The following is a 6,727-nucleotide window of genomic DNA, read 5'->3' on the forward strand; positions in this document are numbered from 1 at the left end:
CAAAAGACGATGGTGATGGTCGAAGGCGTCGCGACCGCGCTCGATCCTGACATCAACATGTGGGAAACGGCGGCGCCGTTCGTGCGCGAATGGATCCGGACCGAACTTGGCCCCGAAGCCTATGTTGCCGACCGGCTGATCACCGATTTGCGCACCGTCGCGCGGCTGCCTGAGCTGATTCGCAACATCGAGCGGCACTTCCCCTCACCCGGTGGCGCCCCGCCTGCCCCACCGCTGCGGCCGCTAGCCCCCGCCACAACGGGCGGCTTCTGGCGCTATCTCGGGGTCGCAGCGGTGACGGCGGCCGCCAGCATCGGCGCCACCTGGCTGGTGCTGCATTAGGCGATGGCCCGAACCGGTCGGCCCCTTTGGCTAACCGAGCCGACGCGCTTTGCAGCGCTGCGTCAGGCACGGGCGCAGATCGCGCTCGGCCTGCTCGCGCTACTGCTGGTCGCCTGCCTCAGCGCGCTCGTCACTGCTGGCCCCCCGCCGGTCAGCAAGGACCCCGCCAAGCGCGCCGATGATAAGGCCGATATCCTCCTGTACGAATCGATCATCGCGGGGCTGCGCAACAATGGCGATTATTACACCGTGACGGCGACGGCGCTGCGGCGCGGTGATTATCCGCTGCGGCCCTTCGTTACCTTCCGCCTGCCGACGCTCGCGGTGATCCAGGCGGCGATCCCGCCGATCGGATCGGTGATTCTGCTCTACACGCTCGCCGCCGGTGTCTTGCTCGCGTGGACGATCCGGCTGCGGCTGGCCTTCGCGCGCGCGCCACCGCTGGCGATTGCGCTGGTGCTGCTGATCGGCGGGATGGCAGCGTTCGTGCAGGTCGAGCTGGTCAATTTCCACGAAGTCTGGGCCGGGCTGCTGATCGCGCTCTCGCTCGCGCTGCGCCGCGACGATCGCTGGGCGCATGCGGTCGCTTTCGCGCTGATGGCGATGCTGATCCGCGAGACTGCGGCGCTCTATATTCTCACAATGGCGGGCCTCGCGCTGATCGAAGGACGTCGGCGCGAGGCGATAAGCTGGGGGGCCGCGCTTGCGGTAATGGTCCCCGTCATCGCCGCGCATGCCTGGGCAGTGGCACGCGTCGTCGATAGCGCCGACCCCGTCTCGCCGGGCTGGGCCGGGCTGCTCGGCTTCGGCTTCTTCGTCAAGACGATGAGCATTTCGACCGCGCTCGCGATCGCACCCGCTTGGCTGTCGGCACTGCTGGTCGGGCTGGCGCTATTCGGCTGGAGCGCATGGCCCGGCAGCCTCGCGCGGCGCGCGCTCGCGACCTTTGCCGCTTATGCCGTGCTGCTGAGCCTGTTCGGGCGGATCGACACCTTCTATTGGGGGCTGATGATCGCACCCACTTTCCTTATCGGCCTCGCCTTCGTGCCCGATGGTCTGAACGACCTGATCGGGCAGGCGCTCGGCGGTCGGCGCATCACCGTGACACGGGGCGTGCGATGAAGAAAGTTCTGCTGATCGTTGGCGGTGGCATCGCTGCCTATAAGGCGTGCGAGCTGATCCGGCTGCTGCGCAAAGCCGATATCGGCGTGCGCTGTGTGCTGACCGACGCTGGCGCGCATTTCGTGACGCCGATGACACTCGCGGCGCTGAGCGAGCAACCGGTCCACACCAGCCTGTGGGACCTGAAGGACGAGGCCGAGATGGGCCATATCCAGCTCAGCCGCGAAGCCGATCTGGTGGTGGTCGCCCCCGCGACGGCCGATCTGCTGGCCAAAATAGCGAATGGTATTGCCGGCGATCTGGCGACCACTTTGCTGCTCGCGACCGACAAGCCCGTGCTGGCAGCGCCTGCGATGAATGTGCGGATGTGGCTGCACCCCGCGACGCAGCGCAATGTCGCGACGCTGAAGAGTGACGGGATTACCGTCCTCGCGCCCGACGAAGGCCCGATGGCATGCGGCGAATTCGGCCCCGGCCGCTTGCCTGAGCCCGAGGCGATCTTCGCGGCGATCAAGGCCGCGCTCGGCATCGCATGAGCCTGACCGGCCAACACATCATCGTCACTGCCGGCCCGACGCATGAGCCGATCGATCCGGTCCGCTACCTCGCCAACCGTTCGTCAGGCAAACAGGGTTTTGCGATTGCCGGTGCGCTGGCGGCGATCGGCGCGCGCGTAACGCTGATCGCGGGGCCGGTGGCGCTAACCACCCCCGATGGCGTCGACCGAGTGGACGTTCAAACCGCGCTTGAGATGGCCGCAGCTGTGGACGCCGCGCTCCCCGCCGATGCGGCCGTCATGGTCGCCGCCGTCGCCGACTGGCGCGTCGCGCCAGCGTCGCAGAAGATCAAAAAGGGCAGCCGCGCGCCGACGCTGCAACTCGTCGAAAATCCTGACATTCTGGCAGGGCTCGCCCGAAGCCCAAGACGCCCTGCCCTGCTGATCGGCTTCGCTGCCGAAACCGAACGCGTGATCGAGCACGCCACCGCCAAGCGCGTGCGCAAAGGAGTTGACTGGATTGTCGCCAATGATGTCTCGGGCGATGTGATGGGCGGCGATGCCAACAGCATCCATCTGGTGAGCGCGGCAGGAGTCGAAAGCTGGGCGGAATTGCCCAAGGCCGAAGTCGCCGCGCGGCTGGCATTGCATATTGCCGCCGCACTATCGGCCATGCCCAAGGAAGCGTCATGACCCTCACACCGCGTATCGAACTCAAGATCCTTGATCCCCGCCTCCACGGCTGGGGGCTGCCACGGTACCAAACCGCGATGTCGGCGGGGATCGACCTCCACGCCTGCATCGACGCGCCGCTGGTGCTCGACCCTCAGGCCCCCGCGGTGCTGATCCCCTCGGGGATCGCGGTGCTGATGAACGACCCGCACCTTGTCGCCTTCCTGCTCGCGCGCTCGGGGCTGGGGCATAAAAAGGGCCTGGTGCTGGGCCAAGCCGTCGGGACGATCGATGCCGATTACGCCGACCAGATTTACATCAGCGCGTGGCTGCGCAATCCGCCGGGCAGCGAGCCCTTCACGATCAATCCCGGCGACCGGATCGCGCAACTCGTTTTCCTGCCGATCGCGCGGCCCGAGTTCTTGGTCGTCGAGGCGTTCTCCGCGCAGACCGAGCGGGGCCTCGGCGGCTTCGGCTCGACCGGCGTGTGATATGGCGCTGAGCGATGCCCAGCTCGATCGCTATGCCCGCCACCTGATCCTGAAGGAGATTGGCGGGGCGGGCCAGGCGCGACTGCTCGGCGCGCATGTAGCGGTCATCGGCGCGGGCGGGATCGGCTCGCCCGCGATCCAGTATCTCGCGGCGGCGGGGGTTGGACGGCTGACGGTGATCGACGACGACCGCGTCGATCTCAGCAATCTCCAACGCCAGACGTTATTCGGCACGACCGATGTCGGCCAGCTCAAGGCCGAATCCGCCGTATCCGCCGTGGCAGCACTCAACCCAGATGTGACCGTGTCCGCCATAGTCGAGCGCCTGACCCCCGCTAATGCTGCCGCGCTGACCGGCACCGCCGACGTCGTGCTCGACGGGTGCGACAATTTCGCGACCCGGCTCGCGGTTGCCGATGCCGCTTTTGCCGCGCGCATCCCGCTCGTCTCGGCAGCGGTCGGACAGTTCGAAGGGCAGCTCGGCGTGTTTCGCGGTTGGGAAGCCGACAAGCCCTGCTATCGCTGCTTCGTCGGCGCCGCGCCCGATCGCGACGCGGGGAGCTGCGCGGAAGACGGGGTGATGGGCGCGATGACCGGCGTGGTCGGGAGCCTCGCCGCGCTCGAAGTGCTGCGTGCGCTCGTGCCGTTCGGCGCCGACAGCGCGGGCAAGCTGCTGATCGTCGACACCCTCGATTTCCGCTTCCGCATGATCGGCCTGCCCAAGGACCCTGGGTGCGCGGGATGCAGTTGACGATCCTGCTCGTCACCGAAGACGTGACGCGCGCGCGCGCTGCGCTGAGCGTCGCGCTGGCGCAAGCAGCGCTCGGTGGGCAAGTAAGCCTTTATGCCCATGAACGTGCTGTCGCGCTGCTGGCGTCGCCCCCCCGCGCCGACGACGACAGCGCCGGGCTGGCGGCCGCTGGCCTGCCCGATCGGCTGGCGATGCTCGCCATGGCCGACGACAGTGGTGTCGCGCTTATCGCCTGCCAGACTGGCCTTGCGATGCAGGGCCTTGCGATGGCCGATCTTGCGAGCGGCGTTGTCGCGGGCGGTCTGGTCGGCCTGCTCGCTGATCGAGGTGCGGAGAATCTGCTGGTTTTTTGAGGGTTTCTTTCCTAGCGAGATGTTGATTTGATCGTGTTCGGCCCCAATGAGCGCGAACGATGAAGGGGGATCGCTGATTGGTTTATCGAGCACGCCCGGTCGCCGATGCCGAGTTGGCATTGTTGCTGGCAGCGTGTCGGCGACCCGAAACACCAGCGGAGATCGCGGCGTTTTCGGCTGCGGCATCCGCCAAAATCAACTGGCGGCGGTTGGTCGCGCTTGTAAAACGCCACCGCATTGCCGGGCTGGCCTATGACGCATGCTATCGTGCGGGGGTCGATGACGTCGTTCTTCAAGACTGCGGCTTGCGCGATATTGCCCGGGAAGCAGCTTCAAGATCGCTCCGGTCGGCGGTCCAAACCGTGCAGCTTCAGACCCAATTCGATCTGGCCGGATTGCCTGCGATCATTCTGAAGGGCGCGCCGCTCGGCGCCCTGGCCTACGGGGACGTGAGCATCAAAGAGCAATGGGACATTGATCTGCTCACGACGCCCGAGGCGGTACTCGCCGCGCGGCGGCTGTTGCTTGATCTCGGCTATACGCTGCACGAACCGGCCGGGCTGGACGAGGCGCAATTTCTGAATTTCACACGACTCACCAAAGAGGCCCTCTTCGTGCGGCCCGGCGCCCAAGCTGTCGAACTCCATTGGCGCCTTATGGACGGCGAAGAATCACTGAACGGCGCGGTCCCCTTCGCCGACTGTCGAACGGTACCGCTGGCGGGCGGACAGGTTCGGACGCTGGGTGATCGCCTCCAGCTGCCCTATCTTGCCTGTCACGGCCAAGGGCATGGCTGGTCGCGACTCAAATGGATCGCCGATGTCAATGGCTATCTTGTACGGCACACCGACGGCAGATTTGACGAAATGATCGAAGATGCCCGATCGCTCGCCGCTCACCGCTCGGTCGAAGCGGCTATCCTGTTGTGCCATGACTTGTTTTCGTTGAAGTTGGATGATTCGCTTTTGCAGCGCATTCGAACCAAACCGGCGATCCAGACACTCCACTGGATCAACAGGCAGTGCATCGCGCAGCCGGCTGGCGGTGGCGACCTACCGATGTATTCGTTGGTGACGATGATGCTCATTTTATCAAAACTTATCATCAAGCCCAATTGGCGAGGTCTAAACGGCGTCATGGGAACCTACTGGATTAAGCCAGCGGACCTCGCCCGGGGCCGGCAAGGGCGCAGGCTCGGTTACAATCTGACCCGGTTGATGGGTCTGCTTGTGCGCCTGCCCTATCGGATCGTGCGCGACCGGATCAAATTCCGGCGGGCGATGTTGTCAGTCGAAAGGGACTAAGCGCGAGCCAGACCGTTGCTGAACTTGACGCGAGACCGCCAGTCCGATGTTTGCTCGATCTGGCTCGTGTCGATCTCATATCGCCGGTCTCCGCCACCCCCCACGCCCCGACGATGATGGCGCCACGGTTATCGAAACAGCCTCGCCAACATCTGACGAAGAGCCTATTAGAGTATGCGTTGTGATCAAGCCTGTTTTGGGGCCCATGTGCGATTGGCCTTGAGCAGGGCGTTTGCGAGGATGATGAGTTTTCGCATGACGGCGGTGATGGCGACTTTGGGGGGGGGCGGCGGTGACGAGGGCCTGATATTTGCTTTTCATGTCGGCGTTGAACCGGGTTGCGACGAGGGCGGGCATGTAGAGCGCCTGGCGCGGGATGGCGCGTCCGCCGCGGATGTGTCTGCGACCACGATGTTGGCCGCTGTCGCGGGCTTGTGGGGCAAGCCCGGCGAGGCTTGCGGCCTGTTTGTTGTCGATCTGACCGAGCTCGGGCATTTCGATGAGCATGGTGATGGCGGTGAGCGCGCCGACGCCGGGGATCGAGACGAGGATGTCGAAGCGTGCCACCAGCTCGGGTTCGCTGTGCAGGCGGGTTTTCAGCGCTCGGTCGATGGCGGCGATCTGTCGGTCGATCTGGGCGAGGCGCTGGGCGGCGTGACGTTTGAGCAAGGGCGCGCGGCAGACGTGTTCACGGTTCTTGGCGGCGGTGCGATCTTTGACCAAAGCGAGCCGAGCGATGTGGAGTTCCTTCATCTCGTCAATGGCCTGGCTGGTGATCGGCCGCACTGGAGGCGTCAGCAGCGCGCCCATGCGGGCGAGCATGGCGGCGTCGATCGCATCGGTCTTGGCATGGGTGCCGGCGGCCTGGGCAAAGCGCCGCGCCTGCAGCGGGTTGACCTTGGCAAGCGGCAGACCGGCCTCGCCGAGCTGCCGTTCGAAGCGGTGGTGGTATGGCCCGGTCGGTTCGAAGACGATGCGGACAACATCTTGCTCGCCCAGCCAGCCGATCAGCGACTTGATGCCCTTGGCATTATTGGTGAACTGGCGGGTACTGCCCGCCGGGTGAAGATGCACATCAAGCGTCGCTTTACAGATGTCAATACCGACGTTTTGCGCTATGCTAGTGACCTGAATCTAAAGTCCGTCACATAATGCTTGTTCTGTCTTTTGGCAGAATCGCTTGACCGAGGCGAGGA

Annotated in this window: 5 protein-coding genes and 3 pseudogenes; 7 read left to right on the forward strand and 1 reads right to left on the reverse strand. The window is 65.1% G+C overall.

Annotation, left to right across the window (positions count from 1 at the left end; all coding sequences use genetic code 11):
* The 7 genes and pseudogenes from K2W81_RS07640 to K2W81_RS07670 form a co-directional block, all read left to right on the forward strand.
* Positions 1–342 (forward strand): annotated as a pseudogene (locus K2W81_RS07640) (ubiquinone biosynthesis protein UbiB); the annotation flags it as partial.
* Positions 343–345: 3 nt separating this feature from the next.
* Positions 346–1,464, forward strand: a complete 1,119-nt coding sequence (locus K2W81_RS07645; protein WP_294102942.1) for a hypothetical protein — start codon at positions 346–348, stop codon at positions 1,462–1,464.
* Positions 1,461–2,653, forward strand: a pseudogene (gene coaBC / locus K2W81_RS07650) (bifunctional phosphopantothenoylcysteine decarboxylase/phosphopantothenate--cysteine ligase CoaBC). Before K2W81_RS07645 ends, coaBC begins: the two are co-directional and overlap by 4 nt.
* A complete protein-coding gene (gene dut, locus K2W81_RS07655; protein WP_294102944.1) occupies positions 2,650–3,123 on the forward strand; it encodes a dUTP diphosphatase in 474 nt (157 codons plus the stop codon). Before coaBC ends, dut begins: the two are co-directional and overlap by 4 nt.
* Before the next feature lies 1 nt (position 3,124).
* Complete coding sequence (locus K2W81_RS07660; RefSeq protein WP_294102946.1) at positions 3,125–3,874, forward strand: HesA/MoeB/ThiF family protein; 750 nt, start codon at positions 3,125–3,127, stop codon at positions 3,872–3,874.
* Positions 3,865–4,227, forward strand: coding sequence for a DsrE family protein (locus K2W81_RS07665; protein WP_294102948.1), 363 nt, complete (start codon positions 3,865–3,867; stop codon positions 4,225–4,227). The genes K2W81_RS07660 and K2W81_RS07665 overlap by 10 nt, the downstream gene beginning before the upstream one ends.
* 77 nt (positions 4,228–4,304) lie before the next feature.
* Positions 4,305–5,531, forward strand: coding sequence for a nucleotidyltransferase family protein (locus K2W81_RS07670; RefSeq protein ID WP_294102950.1), 1,227 nt, complete (start codon positions 4,305–4,307; stop codon positions 5,529–5,531).
* A gap of 185 nt (positions 5,532–5,716) precedes the next feature.
* Here K2W81_RS07670 and K2W81_RS07675 read toward each other — a convergent pair.
* Positions 5,717–6,650: pseudogene (locus tag K2W81_RS07675) on the reverse strand (IS110 family transposase).
* Positions 6,651–6,727: the final 77 nt, after the last annotated feature.

The organism is Sphingomonas sp. (genome assembly GCF_019749955.1).
Lineage (GTDB): Bacteria > Pseudomonadota > Alphaproteobacteria > Sphingomonadales > Sphingomonadaceae > Sphingomonas.